This window comes from Mycobacterium sp. (assembly GCF_046330795.1).
Taxonomy (GTDB): domain Bacteria; phylum Actinomycetota; class Actinomycetes; order Mycobacteriales; family Mycobacteriaceae; genus Mycobacterium.
Genome location: NZ_JAXLSA010000002.1, coordinates 283395 through 307311, shown reverse-complemented (window position 1 = coordinate 307311; position 23917 = coordinate 283395). Strand labels below are relative to the sequence as shown.

Below are 23917 nucleotides of genomic sequence, written 5' to 3'. Positions count from 1 at the left end.
ACCATGACCGAGTTTCAGACCATCATCGTCGAGCGCGACGGCCGCGTCGGACTCATCACACTGAACCGGCCCAAGGCGTTGAATGCCCTGAACAGTCAGGTGATGCACGAAGTCGTCGCCGCTGCAAAGGAATTCGACGCCGATCCGGGAATCGGCGCCATCGTGCTGACCGGCAGCGAGAAGGCTTTCGCCGCCGGCGCCGACATCAAGGAGATGGCCGACCTGTCGTTCGCCGACGTATTCGGTTCCGACTTCTTCGCCACCTGGGGCGAATTCGCCGCCACCCGCACCCCGACCATCGCCGCCGTGTCCGGCTACGCGCTGGGCGGCGGCTGCGAACTGGCGATGATGTGCGACATCCTGATCGCCTCCGACAGCGCCAAGTTCGGTCAGCCGGAGATCAAGCTCGGCGTGCTGCCCGGCATGGGCGGCAGCCAGCGGCTGACCCGCGCGATCGGCAAGGCCAAGGCCATGGACCTGATCCTGACCGGACGCAACATGGACGCCGAGGAGGCGGAGCGGGCCGGCTTGGTGGCGCGGGTGGTGCCGGCCGCCGACCTGCTCGAGGAGGCCAAGGGCGTCGCCGCCACCATCGCGGGCATGTCGCTGTCGGCGGCCCGGATGGCCAAGGAGGCCGTCAACCGCGCCTACGAATCGACCCTGGCCGAGGGCCTGCTCTACGAACGCCGACTGTTCCACTCCGCATTCGCGACCGAGGACCAGAAGGAAGGCATGGCCGCCTTCACCGAGAAGCGGCCCGCCGATTTCAAGCACCGCTAAGGTGCTTGCGTGACAGCTGTGGAGGCAGGGCCCACGTTCGGTCCGTACAAGGACGGTGACATCACCGTCGACCCGGTGTTCGACACGCCACCCGCCGATCGCGGGCAGCCGTGGTGGGCCAACCACTTCACGTTCACCGGGACCGCGGTCGGCCTGCTGTTCGTCTTCCTGTCCCTGACCCCGTCGCTGCTGCCGCGCGGACCGCTGTTCCAGGGCCTGGTGAGCGGCGCCGCCGGCGCGATCGGCTACCTGATCGGGGTCTTCGTGGTGTGGCTGGTGCGCTACATGCGCGGCCACGACACCAGCCCCACCGCGCCGCGCTGGGCCTGGCTGACACTGCTGGTCGTCGGGCTCGTCGGCATGGTGCTCATGCAGTTCGCGTTCCATCGCTGGCAGGACGAGGTCCGCGACCTGATGGGCGTGGCACACCTGCGCTGGTACAACTACCCGCAGGCGGCGGTGATCGCGATCGTCGTGCTGTTCCTGTTCGTCGAGATCGGACAGTGGTTCCGCCGGCTCGTGCTGTTCCTGGTCCGCCAGCTCGAACACGTTGCGCCGCCCCGGGTTTCGGGTGTGGTCGCGGTCGGGCTGGTGTTGGCGCTGTCCATCGCGTTGCTCAACGGTGTGGTGCTCAAGGGCGCGATGGACTGGTTGAACCGGACGTTCGCGGCGGTCAACGACGAGGATTCACCAAACAACGCCCCGCCGACCACACCGTTGCGCTCCGGCGGTCCCGAATCCCTGGTGAGCTGGGCCTCGCTGGGGCACCAGGGCCGCATCTTCATCTCGGGCGGGCCCACCGTCGAGCAGTTGACGACCTTCAACGGCGCCCCGGCCAAGGAGCCGATCCGGGCGTACGCGGGGCTGGGCGCGGCGGACGACATCCGGCAGTCGGCCGAGATGGCCGCCCGGGAACTCGAGCGCACCGGCGGGCTGAACCGCAAGGTGGTCGCGGTCGGGACCACCACGGGCACGGGATGGATCAACGAGGCGGAGTCGTCGGCCCTGGAGTACATGTACAACGGGGACACCGCGATCGTCTCGATGCAATATTCGTTCCTGCCCAGCTGGATCTCCTTCCTGGTCGACAAGGAGAACGCGCGCGAGGCCGGCCAGGCGCTGTTCGAGGCCATCGACGAGCGGGTGCGCGCGCTGCCCGAGGCCAAGCGGCCCAAGCTGGTCGTGTTCGGCGAGAGCCTCGGATCCTTCGGCGGCGAGGCGCCGTTCCTATCGCTGAACAACCTGGTGGCCCGCACCAATGGGGCTCTGTTCTCCGGCCCGACGTTCAACAACACCATCTGGACGGACCTGACCCGCAACCGGGACACCGGCTCGCCGATGTGGCTCCCGATCTACGACGAGGGTTACAACGCCCGCTTCGTGGCACGCCCGGAGAATCTGGATCGGCCGGCGAAGCCGTGGGACGGCGTGCGCGTCGCGTACCTCCAGCACGCGTCGGACCCGATCGCGTGGTGGACACCGGATCTGCTGTTCCGCGAACCGGATTGGCTGCGGGAGCCGCGCGGCTACGACGTGTCGCCCCGGATGAACTGGATCCCGGTGGTGACCTTCCTGCAGGTGTCCGCGGACATGGCGGTGGCCATCGACGTCCCCGACGGCCACGGCCACGTCTACGTCAAGGACGTGGTGAACGCCTGGGCCCACGTGCTCCAGCCGCCGGGCTGGACGCCGGAGAAGACCGAGCGCCTGCGCCCGCTGATGCACTCGAGCGAGTGAGTGCCAGGTAGCCGCCGGCCACATCGGTGGCCCGGTGCAGACCGAGGTCCTGCAGGGCGGCGGCGGCCAGGCTGGAGGTATAGCCCTCCGAGCAGAGGATCACCCACTCGACGTCGTCGTCGACGGCCTGCGGGATCCGGGCATCGCTGGTGGGGTCGCAACGCCACTCCAGCACGTTGCGTTCGATCACCAGCGCTCCCGGCGCCTGGCCCTCGACGGCCCGCTGCGCCGCGGGCCGGATGTCGACGAGTACGGCGCCGCGGCCCAGCGCCGCCGGCAGATCCTCGGGAGACAGCCGCTGCAGGCGCGCCCGCGCATCCGCCAGCAAGCGGTCGATCCGGCTACTCATGCTCGGTCAGCTCGACCCGGTCCCGGCGCAGCGTGGCCCGCTCGGTGACCTCGTAGTAGGACATCGCCGCCAGCGGCGGTGAGTACGCGTGCACACTCAGGGTCGGACTCGGCACCTTCGATCGGGCCCAGACGACATCGTGCACCCAACCCAGCGGGAATGCCGCCTGGTCACCGGCTTCCAGTCGGCGGCGACGTAATCCACCACCGTCCCAACGGAATTCGTCGAGCGCTCCGGACAGTACCGTGAGGGCGCCCAACGACCCGCCGTGGTCGTGCAGCTCGGTGGCATGCCCGGGCACCCAGCTGATCAGCCACACGTCGAGATCGTCGTCGCCGTGCAGCCGAGTGAACCACCGGCCGTCGGCGGGCAGGCCGGCCCGGGGCAACAGGTGGTCGTGCAGCCCGTCCAGGACGTCGGCGGCGGCCCGGTCGGTCTCGTAGAGCAGATCGGGTAACCGGAGCCGGGTCGGGCCGGAGACAGCGGGAATCGGTGGCAGGGACAGCACGGCGGACAAGAGTCACTCCTGGGTGGTCGGACGCGGGGGGGGCGGGTCAGCGGACCCGACAGCACCCCCGATAGCTCTCCCGACCGACGACAGGCTGCAGCACCACCCGAGAATGGCAGCCGGCCCGCCATTGCCGCACCGGTTCCGATCAGCGTGAATCTGGCCCCGGGCGGCCGGGCGTTAGATTGGGTCCATGCGCCGGTACTCCACGACATCGTTCCTGTGCTGCGCGACGGTGACGGTGGGTGCGGCGCTCTCCGTCGCCGCGTGCTCGGCGGCCACCGACAACGCAGCGCCGAGCACCCCGCCGCAGGCCGCGGCCGCACCCAGCGAACAGGCGCCCGCCGGTGCCACCGGCATTTCGCCCGGTGGCGTCACCACCAGCGTCGACGTTCCGTCGGAGGCCACCGAATCCCAGTACGGCCAGGCCTGCCACGCCGCCCGGGTCTGGCTCGACGAGCGCCAGGAGGATCCCAAGACGCTCGTCGAGCCATACCTGAAGACGTTGCAGGACCCGGCCTTCGTCGGCCCGGCCACCTTCGACGCACCGTGGGTGCAGCTGACCCCGCCACAGCAGGCCGGGGTGATCATGGCCGCCAATGCCGCGGCCGACGGCCAATGTGATTGAGCGGGTTCCGTCAGGCCGATACGGGCTGTTGCTCGAGATTCGACTTGAGGTCCGACAGCTTGGCCGGCCAACCGCCTGAAACCAGCTCGCGCACAATACTTCCCACCGGGAATCCGGAGTGGATGACCGTGAGCTTGACCCGGCCGCTGCCGTCGTCGACCGGCTCGATGTCCATGGCGACGGTCGAGCGCGGCTCGGCGGCCGCCCGATCGATGACATCGGTGGCCAGACCGATGGTCGCGAGTTCGGGGACGAAGGAGTGGAACGTGAACGCGAACCGCCGGTACGGATCGGACTCCAGGATCACCTGGCCGGGGTCGACGATGTCCAGGTCGCCGTCGCGCCAGCTGTAGGTGGAACCGACCTTTCCGTCACCGGCCAGGCCGTGGCCCATATAGCGCTGGGAGAACGCCGGGTCGGTGAGGGCCTGCCACAGCCGCTCCGGGGTGGTCCGGATGTAGGTGGTGTACACGAAGTCGTTGTCGCTCATGGTGTCTCGCTCCAATACTGTCTTCAGATCGGCGAGCGTCTGCGCCCGCGCCCGGTCGTAGTGGTTGATCCAGCGGTCCGCGATGGCGTTGATGGGCGCGGCGTTGAGGTAGTGCAGCTTCTCGCGTCCGCGCCAGACGACGGTGACGAGGTTGGCGTCCTCGAGCACTCGCAGGTGCTTGCTCACCGATTGCCGGGCCATGTCGAGCCCGCCGCACAGTTCCGTCAGCGTCTGCCCGTTGCGGGCGTTGAGACGGTCGAGCAACTGGCGCCGACTCGGGTCGGCCAGCGCCCTGAACACCTCATCCACGGGTTCTGTTCTTCCACATATGCAGCCTCTTGGCTACCTTTTGTAGGTTAGGCAGCCATATGGCTGCATGTCAAGGTTCGAGCGCGCGATGACTAGATTGGCCGAATGCGGGTCGCACTTGCACTCGGCAGCGGCGGAGCCCGCGGCTACGCCCACATCGGCGTCATCGAGGAGCTCCACGAACGCGGTCACGAGATCGTAGGTATCGCTGGATCCTCGATGGGCGCCCTGGTCGGCGGCCTGGAGGCGGCCGGCAGGCTCGACCAATACACCGCCTGGGCCAGTTCGCTGACGCAGCGGGCCATCCTGCGCCTGCTGGATCCGTCGTTGACGTCGGCGGGTGTGCTGCGCGCCGAGAAGGTCCTCGAAGCGGTTCGCGAGATCCTCGGCGACGTCACCATCGAACAGTTGCCGATACCGTTCACCTCGGTGGCCACCGACCTGATCACCGGCAAGTCGGTCTGGCTGCAGCGCGGCCCCGTCGATGACGCGATCCGCGCCTCCATCGCGATTCCCGGCATCATCACGCCCCACGTGCTCGACGGCCGCCTGCTGGCTGACGGCGGGATTCTCGATCCCATCCCGATGGCCCCGATCGCCGGGGTGAACGCCGAGCTGACAATCGCCATCAGCCTCAACGGCGACGACCCCACGGGCCCTGCGGAGATCGAGAGCCGACCGACCGCCGAACGCTGGAACAAGTTGTGGCGCAACACGTCTGCCTCGATCCTGGATACCAAGGCCGCCCGCTCACTGTTGGAGACGCCGTCGGCGCGGGCGTGGCTCGACCGGTTCGGTACGGCCGGGGACTTCGAGACCACGTCCGCCGAATCCGCGGACGCCGAGTTCCGGGCACCCAAGCTGGGCAGCTTCGAGGTGATGAACCGGACCATCGACATCGCCCAGAGTGCGCTGGCCCGGCACACGCTGGCCGCCTATCCGCCCGACCTGTTCATCGAGGTCCCCCGGAATGTGTGCCGGAGCCTGGAGTTCCACCGGGCCAACGAGGTCATCGAGATCGGCCGCGAACTCGGTGCCGCCGCCCTCGACACCCTCGGGACGTCAGAGTCCTAGCGCCGCGGCGATCCGGCCGGCTTCCCGTCGGCCCTGCGCACGGCCGGCCTCTGCCGATGGCGGCCGGCAGTCCGGATCGAGCGGGTTGGGACCGAATGCGGCCCGCGCGGGTGCGTCCGCGAACACCGCCTCCGCGATTCCGGCGAACGCCGCGATCTCGGCGGCGGCGCCCACCTCCCACGGGCTGGGTGCGTCCTCGGCGGCCGGCACCAGCACGACGGCCAGACCGCAGTCGTCGACGACGCCCATGTTGACGGTGCTGCCGACACCGCCGTCCATGTAGCGCCGGTCGTCGATCGTCACCGGCGGCCAGGCCCCGGGGACCGCGCAGCTGGCCGCCACCGCATCCACCAGTTCGACGCCGCTGTCCCGGGTGAACACGACGAGTTCACCGGTGGCGACGTCGATGGCCGTGATGCGGAGATCCCGGTCCGGCCAGTCCGGCGTGGGCAGCCGGTTGGCGATGACGTCGCGGCGCACCGCCTCGGGCACCGTCTCGACACCGGTCGCGATCGATCCGATGTGTTGCAGCTTCTGTTTCTTGGTGGCGTCCGGCAGCAGCAGCGCCGACAGGAACAGCTCGACCACCCGGTCCATCGAGTTGCCGGGGTGCAGCTCTCCCGAGTCGACCCGCACCTGACGCTCGAACAGCCGGTCCAGCGACACGCCGCTACCGACCTGAGCCGCGACCGCCGACCCCGCCGAGGTCCCCAGCAGCACGTCCGACGAGACCAGGGCGGCGGCCAGCGCCGGATCCTCGTCGGCGACGCCTCGCAGGACGCCGGTCTCCCAAGCGATCCCGGCCAGTCCCCCGCCGGCCAGGACCAGAGCGCGTCTCACGAACCGAGGTGTTCGCCGAAGAACGCGAACACCCGCCGGTAGGCGTCCGCGGTGACCTCCTCGTCGTAGCCGAACCCGGCGATGCGCATGAAGGCCTGGCCCGGGAGGTCATTGGCGAACGAATGACCAACGCCCGCATAAGTTTTCACGTCGTTCGGGATGTGGTGACGGTTCAGCGCCCGCTCCAGCCGCGCCCCATTGCCCGGATTGACCGGATCGCGGCGACCGAAACTGGCGACGACGGGACAGGCGCTCTGGGCCACCGAATCGTACAAAGGTGCCATGGACGGGTAGAACGGGGCCGACGCCCCGAATCCCTTGGATGCCATGACCAGTGCGAAGCCGCCGCCCATGCAGAACCCGGCGATGCCGACCGCGCCGGTGCAGTCGGGCCGGGCGGCCAGCAGATCGCGGGCGGCCAGCAGATCGTCGACCGCGACGCCGCGACGACGCTGCACGGCCATGATGGTCCTGACCACGCAGCGCACACCGCCCCGGGCGAACAGGTCCGGCATGAGCCCCAGATAGCCGTTGTCGGCGAACCGGCGCAGGTTGGCGCGGTTGTCGTCGGTGAGGCCGAAGGCGTCGTGTACCACCACCACGCCGGGCCAGGATCCCGCGCCGTCGGGCACCGCCAGCTCGGCGGGCAGTGCGGTGTCGGCCACCGGGATGGAGATGCGCTGGATGTCGGTCATGGGCGCAGCAGCTCCTCGGACAGTTGCTCGAGTGCCCGGCCGGCGAAGCCCTGCCAGATGCGCGCGAACACCGGCATCAGCCGACCGGCCAACTCGGACCTGGGGTGCACGGTCCAGAACCACATCACCTTCGTTCCGGTGCCCACCGGGGTGAACATCCACTGACCGTCGATGTGGTCGACCAGCGGGGCGAGCGGGCCGGTGATCCTGGTCAGCGTGTAGGCGAACATCGTGGGGTCGTCGACCTGAGTGAGTTCCTCACGAAGTGTGGTGCCGCCGGCCTGCACGATCGACCGGACCTGCCCTGGCCGGCCCCAGGGCTCGGAGTCGTATTCGTGCACCGCCCGGATCGGACCCATCGGCCCGTACCTCCGGCTGAACAGGGCGGGCAGGGGCAGCACCAACGTGCGGCGCATCGCGGTGCCCGGATCCACCGGTATCGCCCGCGAGCACGCCATCCCGTGCGGTTTCGGCATGAGCCCGATCGTAGTCAGCCCGTTGTTGCCGGGCCTCTCGCTCGCGGAACGGCACCGCTCGCCGAACCCGTCAGCGGTGCAGCGCGGGTGCGGCCCTGCCGGAGATCAGGGGCAGGTCGAGGTAGGTCGCGATACCCGGAGCCGCCGCACAGACGGCGGGCACCGAGTTCACGCAGTGCGCGGCGGTCGCGACGATGCCGTTGTTGCTCTCGAGACCCTGCTCGACCGTCTCCGGCTGGAACCCCTTGATCACGACCTGGAAGTCGGGATTGCCCTTGACCTCCATCTCGTACCGTTCACCCGCCGGGCCGAAGCTCCACGCGGGGTCGAAGTTCTCATGGCCCATGAACCAGTTGACGGTCACCCGCACCACGGGTTGATCGCCGACCATCGCTTCCCAGCGGAACTTGCGTGCCGCGACCTGGCCCGGCTCGATCACCCCGATCGGGGAATCGATGGGAGCGGTGGCCACCGCAACCTCCTGGGTGGCCCGGACACGCGGATCGGCGGCGAAACCCATTCGATCCACCACCATTCGGACCGCCTGGATGAAACCACTGTCGAGGATCTTCTGCATCGGCCCGCTCATGGCCGCCTCCGGAGGGCCCCCGAAGCCCATGACATGCCGCAGCACATCGGGTGCTCCATACGTGCGAAGATCCGAAAACTCTTCGGCGCGAACAAAAGTCACGCCGGTGGACATCACCGAGAACAGTAACGGGAACTTCTCGCTGATACCGCCCGGGGCGATGCCTGTGCCGTGCAGCGTCACGTTCCCGGCCAGCGCGGCCTCGCGCACGGGCGCCGCGGTGCGCTCGCTGGGGTACACCCACCCCACTGGGGTGACCACGTTCTTCCCGGACCGCAGCAGGGCGGCGACCTCGTCGGGATCGGCGGCCAGCGGCGCATAGATCACCGCGTCGGCATCGAGGGCCAGGATGTCGTCGATGCTGTTGGTGGCGGTCACACCCAGCTTCCCGATACCCGCGATCTCGCCGGCGTCACGGCCGGCCTTGGCCGGGGAATGCACCCAGCATCCGGCGAGCTCGAGGTCGGGATGCTCGGCGATGCCCCGGATGGCCGCCACACCCAGTCCACCGGTGGCCCACTGCACGACTTTCAATGCCATAGCGGCAATCTTCCTCGGGCGTTCGCCCCGCGTCGCACGCGGGATGCCGATTCCGCGGGCGTATCAGAGGCGGCTTCTGGAACGCACTTCTATTTCAGGTTCGAACCTGGAAGTTGCTGCCATGAAATATCTTGCAGGACCAGACAATTCACGGTCGGCCAGATAGCAAATGCTTTTCCACGAGAGATGTGTTGTTCCACCATTACTTTGTCGCACCGGCACAGTATTCAGCAATGCGCGAAACTTGGTACGCGGCTCCCGGGCCCGCCTGAACAGGCGCTCCTCAGCGACGGATTTTGCGCGCTCGAACGTCGCCAAATGTCTTGCTAACGGGGAATTTTGATCCCAACGGAGCATTTTCAGCAAATAACTGACTTTGAAGTATGTTCACTGCACCACGCGAAATGGGACCGGACCAGCTGGATGGCAACAGTTCCGGAGAACTCACGCGTGGTTCTGGACGGTCAAATCGGTTTGCAAGATGGTTTGCTAAAGGATCCATTCGGCCGCCGCGATCAGGAAGCTGAGCGGACGCTCAGCGATCAATTCGGCAACCGGTTGGATCGCGAAATAACTTGCAGGAACAGTCTTTTCATCACCCCATCGTAGCTTCAGCAAACGTCACATACCAGCCCTGACGGTCCAGGCCACGCGAAACAGGCTGAGACAAGCTGAATAGCAACAGATTCTGTGGTCATGGCCGGTATTTCGGCTGGTCAGGCGACAGGAAGACGGTCAAATCAAAGTTTGCTGAAGTGCGTTGAAAACTTTGCGCGACAGTGGCAACGGGCGTACGTTCAGCTCAGCGCGCGCTGATTGATCCGTAATCCATCGGACATCACTCGAAGATGTCCGTGACACTCGTGGGCCGTTGCCTATCGGGGGCGAGCAGACAGAGGTTTCATGATGAACAAGAACTCAAATTCCAACTCCCGCAAGGGACGTCGGAGCACGCGGTCCGTGGCCGCCTTCCTCACCTCCGGCGTCGCCGCGGGCGCGGCCGTCGTCGGCATGGGTGTCCTGCCCACGGCCGCCGACAACGTGCCGACGCGAAGCTTCGACATACAACTCGCCTCGACGGAATCCGTCATCCCGTGGTCGGGCACCAACCTGCCATGGTGGTTGGTGAAAGCATCGAACAACCCGAAGGCCGGCACCATCACGGTGAAGGTGACGATCCGGCCGATGTTCGGCCGCGGCGGCTGGCTCCTGGGCGACGGTCGCGACGCCCTGGAACTCAACCCGAACTGCAAATCGATGTGCAACGGCGAGGACGGCGGACTCTGGGGCGGCAACGGCGGCAACGGCGCCTACGGGGGCGTCGGCGGCAGCGCCAGCATCAACGGCAACGGTGGCCGGGGTGGAGATGGCCTGGACGCCGTCTATTCCGCCGACGGCAAGCTGCTCCAGGCCGCGACCAAGGGCGGCGACGGCGGCCACGGGGGACTGTTCAACGGCAACGGCGGGGACGGTGGTAACGGCGGGAACGCGGTAGGCGCGAACGCCACCGCGGCCGACGGCGGGACGGGATCGTTCGGCGGCCTGTTCAGCGGCAACCTCGGGAAGGGCGGAAACGGCGGAAACGCTTACGCCACAACAGGTAACGCCACCGGCGGCAACGGTGGCAGCAGCGGCAACGAGCAGTGGCGGGTCGCCGACACCAACCCCACCGGCGACTCGGGCGGCGGCGGCAACGGAGGTGACGCCTGGGCCGCGAACGGCAACGCCACCGCCGGGAACGGCGGCTACGGCGGCCACGGAAAATGGGACGGCGCGCTCGCCGGCGGCAACGGCGGCAACGCCCAGGCCAGCGGTACCGCCATCGGCGGCAACGGCGGTGAAGGCGGCGGCGGCTGGCAGGGCTCCGCCGGCAACGGTGGCAACGGCGGATCGGCGTACTCGACCGCGGGCGATGCGGTCGGCGGTAACGGCGGCGCCGGCGGATTCGTGTCCACCACGGGAACGGCCGCCAACGGCGGCGACGGTGGCGATGCGGTCGGCGCCGTCAGCGGAACGGGCGGCAAGGGCGGCGTTGGCGGGGCCGGCGGAATGGTCAGCGACAAGGGCGGCGACGGCGGCGCGGGCGGCAGCGGCAGCGGTGGAGTCACCGGCACCGGCGGAGCGGGCGGCGCCGGCGGTGACGGCGGCATCGGCGGCGGCGCCGGCGGGAAGGGCGGCGACGGCGGCGAAGCTGACGGTGATACCGCAACCGGTGGCGCCGGCGGCAAGGGCGGCAACGGCGGCATCAAGGCCCGCGGCGGCGACGGCGGCGCGGGTGGCGACTCCGACGGGTACACCAGCCGCGGCGGCCGCGGCGGCGACGGCGGCACCGGCGACGACAGCGGCGGCACCGGCGGTCGCGGCGGCACTTCGAGTGCCGGCACCCGCACCAGTGGCCTCGCCGCGGTGAGTGCCGACTCCAGCGACGGGTCCTCGTCGACCGGCGGAAACGGTGGCAACGGTGGCAACGCCGGTCCCATTTCGGGGAAGGGTGGCGCCGGCGGCGCGGGCGGGGACGCGACGTCCGGCTCCACCCGTACCCCCGGCACCGGTGGCGCCGGCGGTAAGGGTGGTCTGGCCGGCTCCAACGGGGCCGGCGGACCGCAGGGCGTCGCCTAGTCGAGTCGACCGATACCGCCGCGAAACGCGGCGGAGGAGGAGCGAGACAGTACCTCTAGTCGAGTCGACCGATACCGCCGCGAAACGCGGCGGAGGAGGAGCGAGACAGTACCTCTAGTCGAGTCGACCGATACCGCCGCGGAACGCGGCGGAGGAGGAGCGCTCACCAGACACCCCTCGCAGGCACCGGCCGGTTTCGACACGAACCCGGCCGGTGCCTGATGGGTGGGTGATCTCCGCGTGCGACCGGTACGTTCATCGCGACGGGGTCGGACGTGATCCGCCACGAACCGATGCGGCTGGTCTACGAACCGTCCGGCCAGCTGGGCAGTTGGGTCGCGACCGCGACCCGATGTACCGCAGCACCGACACCCGCGGCAATCCGAACGCGGTCACCGGCACCTACTTCGAGCCCGACAACCCATGGCCGGGCCGTGGACCGCGACCGCTGATCGCCCTGGCACCGGGCACCCAGGGCCAGGGTGACCAGTGCGCGCCGTCGCGGGTGTTCGGCCAGAGCATCCACTTCTCCAGCGGCCTCGACATCACCATGGGTTACGAGGAGCTGATGGCCGCGACCCTGGTGGCCCGCGGGTTCGCCGTCGTGGTCACCGACTACGAGGGCCTCGGAACGCCCGGGGTGCACACCTACGTCAATCGCCTCTCATCGGCCCACGCGCTGCTCGACGCGGTACGGGCGGCCAAGCGTCTCGGCGGAACGTCGCTGACGCCCGACGGTCCGGTTGCGCTGTGGGGCTATTCACAGGGCGGGGGCGCCAGCGCCGCCGCGGTCGAGCTGGCCCCGCAGTATGCGCCCGACATCGACCTCGTCGGCGCGTATGTCGGCGCGCCGCCGGCGAACATTCCCGAGCTGCTGCCCTCTATCGACGGCTCGATCCTGGTGGGCGCCGCTGCGTACATGATCAATGGCGCCATCGCCGCGTATCCCGAAGCCGGCGAAGCGATCCACGCCATGATGTCCCCGGTCGGCGAGGACTGGCTGAATCGCGCCAAGGACCAGTGCGTCGTCGAGACAGCGCTGACCTTCGGGTTCCACCATCTCAGCGAGTACTTCAACGAGGACCCGACGCAGGCCATGTCGAAGGAACCGTTCCGGGGCCTGCTGGACCTGCAACGCATCGGCCGGCTGCGCCCGCAGGCGCCGGTGTTCATCGATTCGAACCGCTTCGACCCGCTGGTGCCGTGGACCGGCGCCAATCAGCTGGGCCGGGACTGGTGCGCACTGGGCGCCGACGTCCAGTTCTGGACCAACGAACAGCCGCCGTTCCTCAACAAGTTGGCGGTCAACCACGGGCTCGCGCTGTTCGTCGACGGCGAGCGCAGCATGCAGTGGATCTCCGATCAGTTCAACGGCCTGCCCACCACCCCGAACTGCGGGCAGTTCTGAGCGGTCGCCTACATTCGCAGGATCGGATGATGCACTGATCGAAGGGGATCACACATGGCCAGAGTCGCGAACAAGGTCTTCGTCATCGGGGTCGGGATGACGAAGTTCGAGAAGCCCGGTCGCCGCGAGGGCTGGGATTACCCGCAGATGGCCAAGGAGTCGGGCACCAAGGCACTCGAGGACGCCGGCGTCGCCTACACCGACATCGAGCAGGGTTACGTCGGCTACTGCGCCGGCGACTCGACCTCCGGTCAGCGTGCACTCTACGAACTGGGGATGACCGGCATCCCGATCGTCAACGTCAACAACAACTGTTCCACCGGGTCGACGGCGCTGTACCTGGGTGCGCAGGCGATCCGCGGCGGCCTGGCCGACTGCGTGCTGGCGCTGGGCTTCGAGAAGATGCAGCCCGGATCGCTGGGCGGCGGGGCCGAGGACCGCGAGTCACCGCTGAAGCGACACATCCTGGCGCTCAACGAGACCGACGCCATGCAGTTCCCGGTGGCGCCGTGGATGTTCGGCGCAGCCGGACGCGAGCACATGAAGAAGTACGGCACCACCGCCGAGCATTTCGCCAAGATCGGCTACAAGAACCACAAGCACTCGGTGAACAACCCCTACGCGCAGTTCCAGGATGAGTACACCCTCGACGACATCCTGGCCGCCAAGATGATCTCCGACCCGCTGACCAAGTTGCAGTGCTCGCCGACCTCCGACGGATCGGCCGCGGTGGTGCTGGCCAGCGAGGACTACGTGGCACAGCACGACCTGGCCGGCCAGGCCGTCGAGATCGTCGGGCAGGCGATGACCACCGACTTCGCCTCCACCTTCGACGGCAGTGCCGCCAACATCATCGGCCATGACATGAATGTCAAAGCGGCCCAACAGGTTTACCAGCAGTCCGGCCTGGGCCCGGAGGACTTCCAGGTGATCGAGCTGCACGACTGCTTCTCGGCCAACGAGCTGCTGCTGTACGAGGCGCTGGGGCTGTGCGGTCCGGGCGAGGCCCCGGCCTTGATCGACGAGGACGACACCACCTACGGCGGCCGCTGGGTGGTCAACCCGTCGGGCGGGCTGATCTCGAAGGGTCATCCGCTGGGGGCAACCGGTCTGGCCCAGTGCAGCGAACTCACCTGGCAGCTGCGCGGCACCGCCGACAAGCGCCAGGTCGACAACGTCACGGCAGCCCTGCAGCACAACATCGGGCTGGGCGGGGCGGCCGTCGTCACCGCTTACCAGCGCGCTGAGCGCTGATAGGCGGTCAGCACCCGCGCCGCCGAGTGCGTCAGGTGCACGGCCAGGATCACCTGCGCCAGCCAGGCGGCCAGGAACACGCCCCGCACGACATCCGACGCTGTGTCCGACGAGTGTGTCAGCACCGAGAACGCGGGTGCGGCGAACACGGCTGATGTCGAGACGGTCGCGACGGCCAGCGGCACGATGCGGGCAACGGCTCCGCGCAGGTCGGTTCCGCAACCCGATGCCAGCGCGGTGGACACCACCGTGCCGTACGCGCACGCGAACAGCCACAGGGTCAGGAACAGCAGAGCCTCGACGAACACCAGGTAGGCAGAGACGGACACGGTCAACCTCGTTGTCGGACACCGGATCTACGGCGCGTCGTTGTGGACGCTCTCCACGGTGCCCGAGTTCGGGCCGGCGGTCTGTCCGCTGATCGGCCCCACTACCGGAGGATCCCGCTGTCCCCCGATCGGGGGACAACCGATCTGGGTGCCTCAACGGAAGGGGGCGCGCTCAGCCGACGGTGACGACCTCGTACTGGCCTTCGGCATAGCGGGCCCGGATGGTCTTCTTGTCGTACTTGCCCACGCTGGTGCGTGGAACCTGGTCGATGAAGACCCAGCGTTCGGGCAACCACCAGCGAGCCACCTTGTCCGACAGGAATTCTCGCAGTTCGTTCGGCGTGGCCCGGCCGCCGGACTTGAGCACCACCGCGGCCAGCGGCCGCTCCTGCCAGCGGTCGTCGGGCACGCCGACGACGGCGGCCTCCAGCACGGCCGGATGGGCGATGAGCTCGTTCTCCAGTTCGACCGACGAGATCCACTCGCCGCCGGACTTGATCACGTCCTTGGCCCGGTCGGTCAGGGTGACGTATCCCTGCGCGTCGATGTGTCCGACGTCGCCGGTGCGCAGCCAGCCGGATTCGAACTTCGAGTCGTCGGTGTTGCGGTAGTAGGACCCGGTGATCCACGGCCCGCGTACTTCGAGCTCCCCCACCGACTCGCCGTCGTTGGGCAGCGCCGCACCCTCGTCGTCGACGATGCGCGCCTCGACGCCGCACATCGGTCGGCCCTGCGACGCGCGCAGCACCCAATACCGGTCCTCCGGGGTTCCCGGCGGCGGCCAGGCCAAGGTGGCCATCGGCGACGTCTCGGTCATGCCCCACAACTGCCGGATCTGCACGCCGTGGCGGTCCTCGAAGGTCTGCATCAGCGACACCGGGACGGCCGAGCCGCCGCACGCCACCAGCCTTAACGACGAAATGTCATGTCCGCCATTGCTTTCCAGGTAGTTCATCACATCGTTCCAGATGGTCGGCACCGCACCGGCAACCGTGGGACGCTGCGTCTCGATCAGGTTCACCATCGAGGCCGCGTCCATGAACCGGTCCGGCAGCACCAGGTCCGCGCCGGCCATCAGTGCCGCGTACGGCAGCCCCCAGGCATTGGCGTGGAACATCGGAACGATCGGCAGCGCCCGGTCGGCGAACCCGAGACCCATGCCGTTGCCGCTGCAGACCGCCATCGAATGCAGGTAACTCGACCGGTGGCTGTACACCACGCCCTTGGGGTGTCCCGTCGTCCCGCTGGTGTAACACATTGCCGCAGCGGAGTTCTCGTCGAGAACCGGCCAGTCGAACTCATCGGACTCGGCGGCCAGCAGTTCTTCGTAGCGCAGGAATTGCTTGCCCGGCACGTCCAGCGCCGACGCATCCTCGTCGCCGACGACGATCACGGTGTGCACCGTCTCGAGTGCCCGGATCACCGGAGCCAACAGCCCGGCCAGACAGGAGTCGACGATGACCACACGGTCCTCGGCCTCGTAGGCCACGAACTCGATCTGCTCCGGGAACAGCCGGATGTTCAATGTGTGCAGCACCGCGCCCATCGCGGGGATGGCGACGTAGGCCTCGAGGTGCTCCTGGTTGTTCCACATGAATGTGGCGACGCGCTCGTCCCCCCCGACACCCAAGCGGCGCAACGCGTTTGCCAGTCGGGCGGCGCGCTTGCCGATCTCGGTATAGCTGGCCTCCCGGTATACGCCGTCACCGGCGGCGGTGCGGACGGTACGGTCACCGTGCACCGTAGTGGCGTACCGCAGGATCGCCGAGATCGTCAGGGGAAAGTCCTGCATCGTGCTGAGCATGGTGGTGAGTGCCTTCCGATCGGTACGTGATCAGGCCCTACGCTAGTGCCGGTGACGGTGCTGAAGTCCGTTTTGCTCTTTGTCCTGGCGGCGGTTTTCGAGATCGGCGGCGCCTGGCTGGTCTGGCAGGGTGTCCGCGCGCACCGCGGCTGGCCGTGGGTGGGTGCCGGAATGCTTGCGCTGGGCGCCTACGGGCTGGTGGCCACCCTGCAACCGGATGCGAACTTCGGCCGGATCCTGGCCGCCTACGGCGGCGTGTTCGTCGCAGGGTCGTTGGTCTGGGCGATGGTCGCCGACGGCTTCCGCCCCGATCGCTGGGACATCACGGGCGCGCTGATCTGCCTCCTGGGCGTCGCGGTGCTGATGTACGCGCCGCGCGGGGGCTGAACAGAGGGAACCGGGCTCAGATGCCGGCGGATTCCAGTTCGAGCATCGGGATGTCCAGTACCGCGTCGCTGTCGGCCGTCATCATCCTGGCCAGGAGCGACTCGGTGCTCGACGCGATGGTCAGGGCCGTCACCGCACCGTCGTAGTCGGCGATGAACAGCTTCTTGCCGTCGGCGCTCTCGGCCAGGCAGGACGGCTGGTCGACGATCGTCACGGTGTCGATGATCTCCTGGGTGGCCACACACACCACCGAGACCCGGTCGACACCGGCGACGTACAGCCGGTCCCCGGCGGCACCGGCGACCAGGTCGGTGACCAGGCCGCCGACGTCGATGCTCGACACCACCCGCATGGTGCGGGCGTCGACGACGTCGATCACGCCTCCGAAGGACAGGTCGCAGGTGGCGACGTAGACGACGCCGTCGGGGCCGGCGGCCACGGCACGCAACGGCGCGGGGAAGGCCAGGCCACCGACGATGCGGCGCGTCGCGGTGTCGATGGCGACGAGCTCGCCGCCCAGATCGTCGACGGTGACGACGTAGACACGCGCGCCGTCGGGACTGAGGGTCAGGGCGGTCGCGGCCGCACCCGCGCGGGTGCCCAGTTCCAGAGTGCGCACCCGGCCGTCGGCGGTGTCGATGATCGCGACGTCGGCGCCGTCCCGCCCACTGCGGGCGACGTAGACGTAGCGCCCGGCGGCGTCGACGGCAACACCGGCGACCGACGACGCCAGCGGGTGATCGGCGCCCGCCTCGACCGCGGCGGGATCGACGGTGGTGACCGCATCGTGCGAGAGGCTCACGGTGGCGACGAAGGCCCGGCCGTTGGCGGCGGCAACGGCCGACGCCTCATCGAAGCCGAGGATGGTGGTGCGTACGTGCAGCGCAACCGGATCCAGGACCGAGACACTGTTGTCGGTCGGGTTGGTGGTGTAGACGAGTCCGTCGCGGGGGTCGACGGCGATGCCGGCGATGGGCCCGCGGCGTACCGGAATCTGGCGCAGTGCCGAAAAGCCCGGCGCGGTGTCGGTTTCGATCAGCGGCGGTTCGACGACGGCCGGCGCGGGCTCGGGCAAACGACTCAGGTGAGCGCGCAGCGAGCGGGTCGGGAGGTCGTGCGCCAGTTCGGCGTGCCGGCCGGCACGGTTGGCCACGACGACGCCGGTGGTCATGTCGCTCAAAGTCTTCACGTTGTTTGCCATGCTCATCAGAACCTCTTCGAACCTTCCTTGGGCGGTCCCCCTGAGGGACGACCGGGTGGCTGTCCGGCGCCTGCCCTGCTGGCCGGTTCCCGTCGTCCAAAGCGCCACGTCGGCGCGGACCCTGCACAGATTCTAGCGGCGGGAACGAGCGGAAAATTATGGCCGACGACGGATTTGGGCGCACGTTGAACATTCGCCTCAGCCGACACTCAGGCCGAAACGTTATCCAATCGTGTTGTTTGCTGCGGGCAACCGTCACCACGCCTTTCACCAGCCGGTACGCACTCTTGGCTAACCGTTGTTCACCGTTTCTTCGAACTCTCTTAATAAGGAATTCTCAGAGGCTTGGCCGCCCGATGAGTCCTAAATCACAGCAACCTTTCGTGCGTGTTACCTCCGCGGGACACCCCGGGCCGCCGCGCCCGGGTCATCGGGAAGCCGCGCATGCCGGAGCCGTCCGCGTTAGCGTGATCCCGTCCCAGCAGGCCCGGACGGAAGGCACCACATGCAGGCCGAACGCCCACCCCAATTCCACGGACGGTCACCGCGCGGGCCGGCCGCCCTGCTGGTGGCGATGCTGGCCGGACTGCTCGGCCTCGCCCTGGCGATCCCCGCGCCCGCGGTCGCCGACGGCGAGACGTATGTCATCGCCACCGACACCACGTTCGCCCCGTTCGAGTTCCAGGACGACAAGGGGAATTACGTCGGCATCGACATGGACCTGATCCGGGAGATCGCCAAGGATCAGCACTTCAACGTCGACATCAAACCGCTCGGATTCGACGCGGCGCTGCAGGCGGTCCAGGCCAATCAGGCCGCGGGCGTCATCGCCGGCATGTCGATCACCGACGCCCGCAAGAAGGTCTTCGACTTCTCCGACCCGTACTTCGAGTCCGGCGTGCAGATGGCGGTGCTGGCCGGCAACGACACCGTCAAGTCCTACGAGGATCTGAAGGGCAAGCGGGTTGCGGTCAAGAACGGCACCGAGGGCGCCGGGTTCGCCGACTCCATCAAGGACAAGTACGGCTTCCAGGTCGTCTCGTTCGCCGATTCCGCCTCGATGTTCGAAGAGGTCAAGACCGGCAACTCGGTCGCCGTCTTCGAGGACTACCCGGTGCTGGCCTACGGCATCCAGCAGGGCAACGGTTTCAAGACCGTCACCCCGAAGGAGAAGGGGTCCAGCTACGGGTTCGCCGTCAACAAGGGCCGCAACGCCGACCTGCTGGCGAAGTTCAACGCCGGCCTGAAGAACCTGAAGGCATCGGGCCGCTACGACCAGATTGTCGAGAGCTACCTCGGCGAGGGCGCCGCCCAGACGGACAATTCGTTCCTCGGACTGCTGAAGAGCACCTTCCCGGTCCTGATGACCGGCTTGAAGATGACGCTGCTGCTCACGGTGATCTCGATCGCGATCGCGCTGGTGCTCGGCATCGTCTTCGGGTTGCTGCGCGTATCGCGGTCGGTGTGGTTGCGCGGAATCGGAACCGCCTACGTCGACATTTTTCGCGGCACACCGCTGCTGGTGCAGGCGTTCTTCATCTACTTCGGCATCCCGTCGGCCCTGCACTTCCAGATGAGCGCGCTGACCGCCGGCATCATCACGCTGTCGCTCAACGCGGGCGCCTACATGACCGAGATCGTCCGCGGTGGCATCCAGGCCGTCGACAAGGGCCAGATGGAGGCGGCCCGAAGTCTCGGCATCGGGTACCTGCCCACGATGCGGAAAGTGATTCTGCCGCAGGCAATCCGAACCATGATTCCGTCCTATGTGAACCAGTTCGTCATCACGCTGAAGGACACGTCCATCCTGTCGGTGATCGGCATTGCCGAACTCACCCAGACCGGCCGGCTGATCATCGCCCGCAACTACCAGTCGTTCACCATGTGGCTGATCATCGGCGTCATCTACTTCATCGTCATCATGGCGCTGACCAAACTCTCGGACCGACTGGAACGGAGGCTCGTGAAATGACCGAGGTCGCAACGGATTCCGTAACCGCCGCACCCGACGACACCGTCAAGGTCAGGATCGAGGGGCTGAAGAAGGCGTTCGGGGACCTGGTGGTGCTCGACGGCATCACCACCACCATCCGCAAGGGTGAGGTGGTCTGCGTGATCGGGCCGTCCGGGTCCGGCAAGTCGACCTTCTTGCGCTGTCTCAACAAGCTCGAGGACATCACGGCGGGCACGGTCGTCGTCGACGGATTCGACATGACCGACCCGAAGGTCGACCTGGACAAGGTGCGTCAGCACATCGGCATGGTGTTCCAGCACTTCAACCTGTTCCCGCACATGACGGTGATCGACAACGTCACCCTGGCGCCGCTGCTGACCAAGAAGATGGACAAGGCGGCCGCCGAGAAGCGCGCGCTCGAACTGCTGGACCAGGTGGGGCTGGCCGAGAAGGCGAACGTCAAACCGGCGACGCTGTCGGGCGGCCAGAAGCAACGCGTGGCTATCGCCCGGGCGCTGGCGATGAACCCCGACATCATGTTGTTCGACGAGGCCACCAGTGCGCTGGACCCGGAGATGGTCGGCGACGTCCTGGAGGTGCTGCGCGACCTGGCGCGGGGCGGCATGACGATGGTGGTGGTGACCCACGAGATGGGTTTCGCGCGGGAGGTCGCCTCGCGGGTGATCTTCATGTCCGGCGGGAACATCGTCGAGGACGGCACCCCCACCGAGGTGTTCGACAACCCGCAGAGCCGGCGGCTGCAGGACTTCCTGTCTAAGGTGCTCTGACGCCGATGACCCAACCGGAGGAACTCGGCACCACCACTCCGTACACCACGGAGTCTCCGGCAGGCACCGACAACCGGGCGATCTCGCGCCTGCTCTTCGGCCTCGGCCTGTTGATCGTCATCCTCTGCGCCGCCGCCTACGCGTTGTTCGGTCGCGAAACCACCAGTGGCACACCGGTTGCCGCCACCGACCGGCCCACCCACACGCGCACACCGGCGCCGTCGCGCACCACCGCACCCCGCACCACCCCCGCCGTGCCGGTGATCCCGATGCCGCCCCAGGTGGAACCCACCGGACCCACCACGGTGGCCGGCGGCGGCTCCATCTCCCTGAGCGGCATCGCCGAGCATCGAAGCGTCACCTGCACGGGCGGCGCCGTGGAGATCTCGGGCATCAACAACACCGTCGAGATCACCGGGCACTGTGACCGCGTCGGGGTGTCGGGCATCGAGAACATCGTCACCCTGGAGTCGGCGGACGTCATCGAGGCCTCCGGCATCAGCAACCGCGTGACGTACCACTCCGGCGATCCGCGGATCGACTCCTCCGGCTCGGACGTCACCGTCACGCAGGGCTGACCCCATTGTCCTTCCCGCGAGCGGCCGGGTCTGTACGGGGACACGCCGGTGCGCGTGTACGAAAGTGGCCGCTCGCCGGCCCGAGACTGGTTGTCGGGCAACTAGAATGCAGATGATCGCATCGCTGCCGGGACGTACCGCACTGCGCGACGTTGCCGGGTGGGCCGCCCGGGTCGAACGCCTCGGCTTCGACGTGCTGCACGTCCCGGAGACCATCCACGACCCGTTCGTGGTTGCCGCACTCGCGCTGGGCGCCACCGACCGGCTCGTCGTGCGAACCAGCATGGTGGTCGCCTTTCCGCGCAGCCCGATGGTCACCGCATACGGGGCATGGGATCTGGCCGGGCTCTCCGGCGGGCGATTCGAACTGGGCATCGCGTCGCAGGTCCGCGGGAACATCGTCGGACGGTTCTCCACCGAATGGTCCGACCCCGTCGGCCGGCTGGGCGACTACATCGACTCGCTGCGGGCCATCTTCAGATCCTTCGAGACCGGCGAAGCGTTGAATCATGAAGGACCGCATTACCGTTTCACCCGGTTGCAGCAGTACTTCAATCCGGGCCCACTGGGCCTGCCGGCACCACACATCTGGACCGGCGGCGTCAACCGGCGCATGTGCGTCATGGCGGGCGCGAAGGCCGATGGCTTCGTGTGCCATCCGACCAGTTCGCACCCGCGCATTCTCGCGGCGAACATCCTGCCCGCCCTCGCCGAGGGCGCCTCGGCCGCCGGACGCACCGACACCGGACCCTCTGTCATCACCAATCCGCAACCACTGCTGGCTGATTCGGCCACCGAACTGGCGATCCGGCGGGAGGACCGCCGCTCCGAGCTGGCCTTCCTCTACAGCACGCCGGCCTACCAGCGGCAGCTGGAGGTGCTCGGGATGTCCGCCGATGATCCCGGACTCGTGGATCTGCTTGTCCCCCAAGGTGTCTACGGCGACATGCCCGCAGTACTGGCCGAGTGGTATTCCGGGGTGTGCGCCGGAATGGTGCTGTCGGTTCCCTCCGACGGCGCCGAGGACGCGGCACTGGGCGAGATGGTCGCGCAATGCGCGCTCATCCCGGCCGCGTGAGGCGTCCTACAGCTTGGCGGCGGCTTTCTCGAGTTCTTCCAGCGCCGGTACCATCCGGTCGGCCAATTCGTCGATGTCGTCGGCGATCTGCGGTGTGGTGACGAAGCCGAACGTGAGCAGTCCACGGTAGCTCAGGCAGGTGATGTTCAGGCCGACGTCCATCACCAGCGGACCCAGCGGCACGAAGTACTCGACCTCCGCGCCGGCCAGGTAGAGCGGGAAGTCCGCACCGGGCACATTGGAGACGACGACGTTGATGGGCGCGATGTTGCCGCCGAGGCTGCTCGCGGTGTAGGCCCGGGCCGCCAGACCGAGCAGCCCGGGCGGCGTGGTCTCCGTCAGGCCCATGATCTGGTGCGCCGTCAGCGCAGTGGCCATCTCCTTGGCGCCCTGGGAACTGGCATAGATCGCCCGGATCCGCTTGCCCGGGTCGACGATGTCGGTGGCCAGCCCGACCGTCATCGAACTGACCTGATTGCCGACCTCATTGCTGTCGCCGCGGGTCGACACCGGCACCTGGGCCACCAGCGGGCGCTCCGGAAGCTCGTTGTGCGCATCCAGGTAGTAGCGCATGGCTCCCGAGATCAGCGCCAGCACAACGTCATTCAGCTTCACCCCAAAGGCGTTCTTGACCGCCTTGACCCGGCCCAGGTCCACCACCGTGCTCGTGATCCGTCGCTGCGGCGACAGCGGCGCGTTGAAGCGGGTGTGCGGGGCCTCGAAATACCGCGGCGGCTTGTTCGGCATCCGCCAAGTGGCCAATTGCTGGGTGACCGTCTGCTGCGCGATGCGGGTCAGGCGGATGGGTGTCATCACCGCGACGTTGACGATCGATCCCAGCGCCCGCCGTTCGATCCGCGGGATGGTGATGCCCACGAGTGAGCGGTCGACCTCGACGACGGGCGGCCGGGGCTGCGGCGTGATGTCGAAGAGGATCTCGCTGAGCCCCGCCCCGGACATGCCGTCGACGACGGTGTGGTGCAGTTTGGTCAGGATCGCGACGCGCCCGTCCTCGAGGCCGTCGATGTAGAACAACTGCCACAGCGCCCTGCTGCGGTCCAGCTTTCGCGCCAGCAGCCGCTCCACCAGCTCGTCGAGTTGAGCCCGGCCGCCCGGGCGGGGCAGCTTGATGTGGCGGATGTGGTGATCGAGGTCGAGTTCGGAGTCCTCGACGAACCACGGCCGATCCAGACCCAGCCGCGAACCGGTCACGCGGTAGCGCAATTGCGGGATCTCGGGCAGTCGCGCCGCGACGATGTCACGGACCGCTTCGAAGGAGAAGTCGGGTGCGTTGGAGGGGTCGCAGATCGCCAGACCGCCGCCGTGCATGTGCCAGCTGGGGGTTTCGGCGAACCAGAAGGCGGCGTCGACGCTGGAGAGCCGGTTCACGTGGTCAGTGTATAGAGACCGCGAGCGGCTTCTGGCGGACTTCGGGAGATTGCGACGGGGGTCCCCACCGCGGATGGCTCCGCGGGAACCCAGCGCCCCGGTGGGCAAACATG

The 23917-nt window shown here is 68.0% G+C and carries 22 protein-coding genes and 1 pseudogene; 12 read left to right on the top strand and 11 right to left on the bottom strand.

Annotation, left to right across the window (positions count from 1 at the left end; all coding sequences use genetic code 11):
• The first annotated feature begins 3 nt into the window (after positions 1-3).
• Together U0R18_RS08680 and U0R18_RS08675 are read left to right on the top strand one after the other, a co-directional pair.
• Positions 4-780, top strand: coding sequence for an enoyl-CoA hydratase (locus U0R18_RS08680; protein ID WP_526367788.1), 777 nt, complete (start codon positions 4-6; stop codon positions 778-780).
• A 60-nt stretch (positions 781-840) separates the two neighbouring features.
• Positions 841-2517, top strand: a complete 1677-nt coding sequence (locus tag U0R18_RS08675) for an alpha/beta hydrolase (RefSeq protein ID WP_526368260.1) — start codon at positions 841-843, stop codon at positions 2515-2517.
• Here the strand turns inward: U0R18_RS08675 and U0R18_RS08670 are convergent.
• Positions 2417-2866, bottom strand: coding sequence for a rhodanese-like domain-containing protein (locus tag U0R18_RS08670; RefSeq protein ID WP_526367787.1), 450 nt, complete (start codon positions 2864-2866; stop codon positions 2417-2419). The two genes, U0R18_RS08675 and U0R18_RS08670, sit on opposite strands and share 101 nt — an antisense overlap.
• Positions 2859-3383, bottom strand: coding sequence for a cysteine dioxygenase (locus U0R18_RS08665; RefSeq protein WP_526367786.1), 525 nt, complete (start codon positions 3381-3383; stop codon positions 2859-2861). The genes U0R18_RS08670 and U0R18_RS08665 overlap by 8 nt, the downstream gene beginning before the upstream one ends.
• A gap of 184 nt (positions 3384-3567) precedes the next feature.
• On the opposite strand from U0R18_RS08665, the gene lpqV reads away from it, so the two are divergent.
• The gene (lpqV, locus tag U0R18_RS08660) at positions 3568-4002 is read left to right on the top strand and encodes a lipoprotein LpqV (RefSeq protein ID WP_526367785.1); all 435 of its coding nucleotides are present in this window, start codon (positions 3568-3570) and stop codon (positions 4000-4002) included.
• Positions 4003-4012: 10 nt separating this feature from the next.
• On the opposite strand, the gene U0R18_RS08655 is transcribed toward lpqV, so the two are convergent.
• Positions 4013-4801: an ArsR/SmtB family transcription factor gene (locus U0R18_RS08655; protein ID WP_526367784.1), complete on the bottom strand. Its 789-nt coding sequence runs from the start codon at positions 4799-4801 to the stop codon at positions 4013-4015.
• Between the two features lie 105 nt (positions 4802-4906).
• Here U0R18_RS08655 and U0R18_RS08650 point away from each other — a divergent pair, with 105 nt between their 5' ends.
• A complete protein-coding gene (locus tag U0R18_RS08650; protein ID WP_526367783.1) occupies positions 4907-5875 on the top strand; it encodes a patatin-like phospholipase family protein in 969 nt (322 codons plus the stop codon).
• Here the strand turns inward: U0R18_RS08650 and U0R18_RS08645 are convergent.
• The 4 genes from U0R18_RS08645 to U0R18_RS08630 all read right to left on the bottom strand — a co-directional run bounded on the left by U0R18_RS08645 (position 5864) and on the right by U0R18_RS08630 (position 9015).
• Positions 5864-6715 carry a patatin-like phospholipase family protein gene (locus U0R18_RS08645; protein ID WP_526367782.1) on the bottom strand — a complete coding sequence of 284 codons (852 nt, stop codon included), beginning with the start codon at positions 6713-6715 and terminating at the stop codon, positions 5864-5866. The genes U0R18_RS08650 and U0R18_RS08645 overlap by 12 nt on opposite strands.
• Positions 6712-7401 (bottom strand): dienelactone hydrolase family protein, encoded by a 690-nt coding sequence (locus U0R18_RS08640; protein ID WP_526368259.1) that lies wholly within the window; start codon positions 7399-7401, stop codon positions 6712-6714. The genes U0R18_RS08645 and U0R18_RS08640 overlap by 4 nt, the downstream gene beginning before the upstream one ends.
• A 5-nt stretch (positions 7402-7406) precedes the next feature.
• Entirely contained in the window at positions 7407-7886 is a 480-nt protein-coding gene (locus U0R18_RS08635) for an SRPBCC family protein (RefSeq protein WP_526367781.1), read from the bottom strand.
• Between the two features lie 70 nt (positions 7887-7956).
• Positions 7957-9015, bottom strand: a complete 1059-nt coding sequence (locus tag U0R18_RS08630) for an NAD(P)H-dependent amine dehydrogenase family protein (protein ID WP_526367780.1) — start codon at positions 9013-9015, stop codon at positions 7957-7959.
• A gap of 906 nt (positions 9016-9921) precedes the next feature.
• Between U0R18_RS08630 and U0R18_RS08625 the strand changes: the two genes are divergently transcribed.
• The 3 genes and pseudogenes from U0R18_RS08625 to U0R18_RS08615 all read left to right on the top strand — a co-directional run bounded on the left by U0R18_RS08625 (position 9922) and on the right by U0R18_RS08615 (position 14296).
• The gene (locus U0R18_RS08625) at positions 9922-11634 is read left to right on the top strand and encodes a hypothetical protein (protein WP_526367779.1); all 1713 of its coding nucleotides are present in this window, start codon (positions 9922-9924) and stop codon (positions 11632-11634) included.
• Between the two features lie 272 nt (positions 11635-11906).
• Positions 11907-13042, top strand: a pseudogene (locus U0R18_RS08620) (lipase family protein); the annotation flags it as partial.
• Between the two features lie 54 nt (positions 13043-13096).
• The gene (locus tag U0R18_RS08615) at positions 13097-14296 is read left to right on the top strand and encodes a thiolase family protein (protein ID WP_526367778.1); all 1200 of its coding nucleotides are present in this window, start codon (positions 13097-13099) and stop codon (positions 14294-14296) included.
• On the opposite strand, the gene U0R18_RS08610 is transcribed toward U0R18_RS08615, so the two are convergent.
• Together U0R18_RS08610 and U0R18_RS08605 are read right to left on the bottom strand one after the other, a co-directional pair.
• Entirely contained in the window at positions 14275-14625 is a 351-nt protein-coding gene (locus U0R18_RS08610) for a hypothetical protein (protein WP_526367777.1), read from the bottom strand. The two genes, U0R18_RS08615 and U0R18_RS08610, sit on opposite strands and share 22 nt — an antisense overlap.
• Before the next feature lie 172 nt (positions 14626-14797).
• A complete protein-coding gene (locus tag U0R18_RS08605; RefSeq protein WP_526367776.1) occupies positions 14798-16429 on the bottom strand; it encodes a long-chain fatty acid--CoA ligase in 1632 nt (543 codons plus the stop codon).
• A 51-nt stretch (positions 16430-16480) separates the two neighbouring features.
• Here U0R18_RS08605 and U0R18_RS08600 point away from each other — a divergent pair, with 51 nt between their 5' ends.
• The gene (locus tag U0R18_RS08600) at positions 16481-16816 is read left to right on the top strand and encodes a YnfA family protein (RefSeq protein WP_526367775.1); all 336 of its coding nucleotides are present in this window, start codon (positions 16481-16483) and stop codon (positions 16814-16816) included.
• Positions 16817-16832: 16 nt separating this feature from the next.
• On the opposite strand, the gene U0R18_RS08595 is transcribed toward U0R18_RS08600, so the two are convergent.
• Entirely contained in the window at positions 16833-18023 is a 1191-nt protein-coding gene (locus U0R18_RS08595) for a YncE family protein (protein WP_526367774.1), read from the bottom strand.
• Between the two features lie 499 nt (positions 18024-18522).
• Here U0R18_RS08595 and U0R18_RS08590 point away from each other — a divergent pair, with 499 nt between their 5' ends.
• From U0R18_RS08590 to U0R18_RS08575, 4 genes are all read left to right on the top strand, one after another.
• A complete protein-coding gene (locus U0R18_RS08590) occupies positions 18523-19989 on the top strand; it encodes an amino acid ABC transporter substrate-binding protein/permease (protein ID WP_526367773.1) in 1467 nt (488 codons plus the stop codon).
• Positions 19986-20759, top strand: coding sequence for an amino acid ABC transporter ATP-binding protein (locus U0R18_RS08585; RefSeq protein WP_526367772.1), 774 nt, complete (start codon positions 19986-19988; stop codon positions 20757-20759). Before U0R18_RS08590 ends, U0R18_RS08585 begins: the two co-directional genes overlap by 4 nt.
• A gap of 5 nt (positions 20760-20764) precedes the next feature.
• The gene (locus U0R18_RS08580) at positions 20765-21337 is read left to right on the top strand and encodes a DUF3060 domain-containing protein (protein WP_526367771.1); all 573 of its coding nucleotides are present in this window, start codon (positions 20765-20767) and stop codon (positions 21335-21337) included.
• 106 nt (positions 21338-21443) lie between these two features.
• Positions 21444-22415 carry an LLM class flavin-dependent oxidoreductase gene (locus U0R18_RS08575; protein WP_526367770.1) on the top strand — a complete coding sequence of 324 codons (972 nt, stop codon included), beginning with the start codon at positions 21444-21446 and terminating at the stop codon, positions 22413-22415.
• Between the two features lie 6 nt (positions 22416-22421).
• On the opposite strand, the gene U0R18_RS08570 is transcribed toward U0R18_RS08575, so the two are convergent.
• A complete protein-coding gene (locus U0R18_RS08570) occupies positions 22422-23804 on the bottom strand; it encodes a WS/DGAT/MGAT family O-acyltransferase (RefSeq protein ID WP_526367769.1) in 1383 nt (460 codons plus the stop codon).
• Positions 23805-23917 lie beyond the last annotated feature (113 nt).